At 74.1% G+C, this 1,702-nt stretch carries 2 protein-coding genes; one reads left to right on the top strand and one right to left on the bottom strand.

Going from position 1 to position 1,702, the window contains the following annotated elements:
* Nucleotides 1-1,147: serine/threonine-protein kinase (locus JS521_RS35540; protein WP_239488289.1), on the bottom strand; the 1,147-nt coding region annotated here is incomplete at its 3' end.
* A 133-nt stretch (nt 1,148-1,280) separates the two neighbouring features.
* On the opposite strand from JS521_RS35540, the gene JS521_RS35535 reads away from it, so the two are divergent.
* Entirely contained in the window at nt 1,281-1,613 is a 333-nt protein-coding gene (locus JS521_RS35535; RefSeq protein WP_030808944.1) for an SH3 domain-containing protein, read from the top strand.
* Nucleotides 1,614-1,702: the final 89 nt, after the last annotated feature.

Here is a 1,702-nt window from a genome sequence, read left to right as displayed (position 1 = left end):
AAGTGCCCGTACCGGCGCACGAGCGCGCCGAGGGCCAGGGCGGCGAGGGGGGGCAGCACGTAAAAGGTGTCGTGGGTCGCAAGGGCCACCGCGGACCGTAGGGGAGGGGCGTGGCCGCGCCCGCCCCCGCCACCAGCAGAAGCACCGCCGCCGCCACGACCAGCCGGGCCCGCGGCAGCCACCGGCGGCGGACCGGCGGCGCGGCCCGCACATGGGTGTCCTCCTCCGAACCGTCCGGCCGTTCTTCGTCCGGCACGGCCGGCACCGCCGCCGCGACCGCCGCCCGCCGCCGCTGCGCCGGTACGAACGCCTCGGCCTCGTACGACGGCGGCCCCAGCGCCGCCATCACCTCGTCCGGCGTCGGCCGCTCGGCCGGGTCCTTCGCCAGGCACCGGGCGACCAGCGGGGCCAGTTCCTCCGGCACCCCGCCCAGATCAGGCTGATCGTGCACCACCTGGTACGCCACGATGTACGGGCTGTCCGAGTCGAACGGCCCCCGGCCCGTCGCCGCGTGGACGATCACGGCCCCCAGCGCGAACACGTCGACCGGCGGCCCCACCTCCCGCGGCCGCTGGAACTGCTCCGGAGCCATATAGGGCGGCGAGCCGATCAGCTTGCCGGTCTCGGTGCGCAGATCACTGTCGTACGGCCGCGAGATCCCGAAGTCGATGACCTTGGGGCCCCCGTCGGTCAGCAGCACGTTGCTCGGCTTCAGGTCGCGGTGGATCACCCCCGCCCGATGGATGTCCCGCAGCGCCTCGGCAAGCCCCGCGGTCAGCCTGCGCAGCGCGGCGGGGGCCATCGGACCGTTCCGCTTCACCTGTTCCGCGAGCGTGGGCCCGGGAACGTAGAGGGTGGCCATCCAGGGCCGGTCGGCCTCCGGGTCGGCGTCGACGACGGGCGCGGTGAACGCCCCGCTCACCCGCCGCGCGGCCGCCACCTCCTGCCGGAACCGCGCCCTGAACTCGGGATCCGCCGCATACGGCGCGTGCACGACCTTCACCGCGAGCTGCATCCCCGAGGCCGAGCGCGCCAGATGCACGACTCCCATGCCGCCGGAGCCGAGAGAGGCTTCGAGACGGTAGGCGCCGGCGTACTGCGGAAACTCCGCTTCCGGATGCGCTCCGGGCTCTCGCAGCGGCGGCATCGCCCACCCCCGTGTGTTCGTGCGCATGCGACGCACGGAGCCTAGTCGATGGTGCGTGCGAGAAGCACGGCGCTTGCTAGCCTGCGCGTCGTGCGCGCACCGCGTACGCGACGTATCAACGGGGGAGGCCCACATGGGCGTTGAAGAGCACACGCAGGAACCGACGGCGGCCGGGGAAACGGCGAGCGCGGACCTCACGGTGGAGACCACCGCGTCCGGCACCCGTTATCCGATCGCCCCGGGCTACCGGGTCAACGTCCGTACCGGTCCCGGTACCAGCTACCGCATCGTCCGGACCCTGCCGTACGGGCAGAAGATCCCGATCTACTGCCAGAAGCCGGGGGAGCGGGTCACCGGCCCGTACGGCACGTCGAACCTCTGGGACAACATCGCCAACGGCCAGTTCGTCGCGGACGCCTACGTCTACACGGGGCGTGACGGCTACATCGCACCGCGCTGCGACTGACGGCACCACCCGGAGGACCGGAGGCGGGGGGGCCCGGGGGGGGGGGGGGGGGGGGGGGGGGGGGGGGGCGGCCGGCCGGGGGCGGCCCG

The organism is Streptomyces durocortorensis, assembly GCF_016901035.1.
In the GTDB taxonomy this organism is placed as follows: Bacteria; Actinomycetota; Actinomycetes; order Streptomycetales; family Streptomycetaceae; genus Streptomyces; species Streptomyces durocortorensis.
This window is presented reverse-complemented; position numbering and strand designations above follow the sequence as displayed.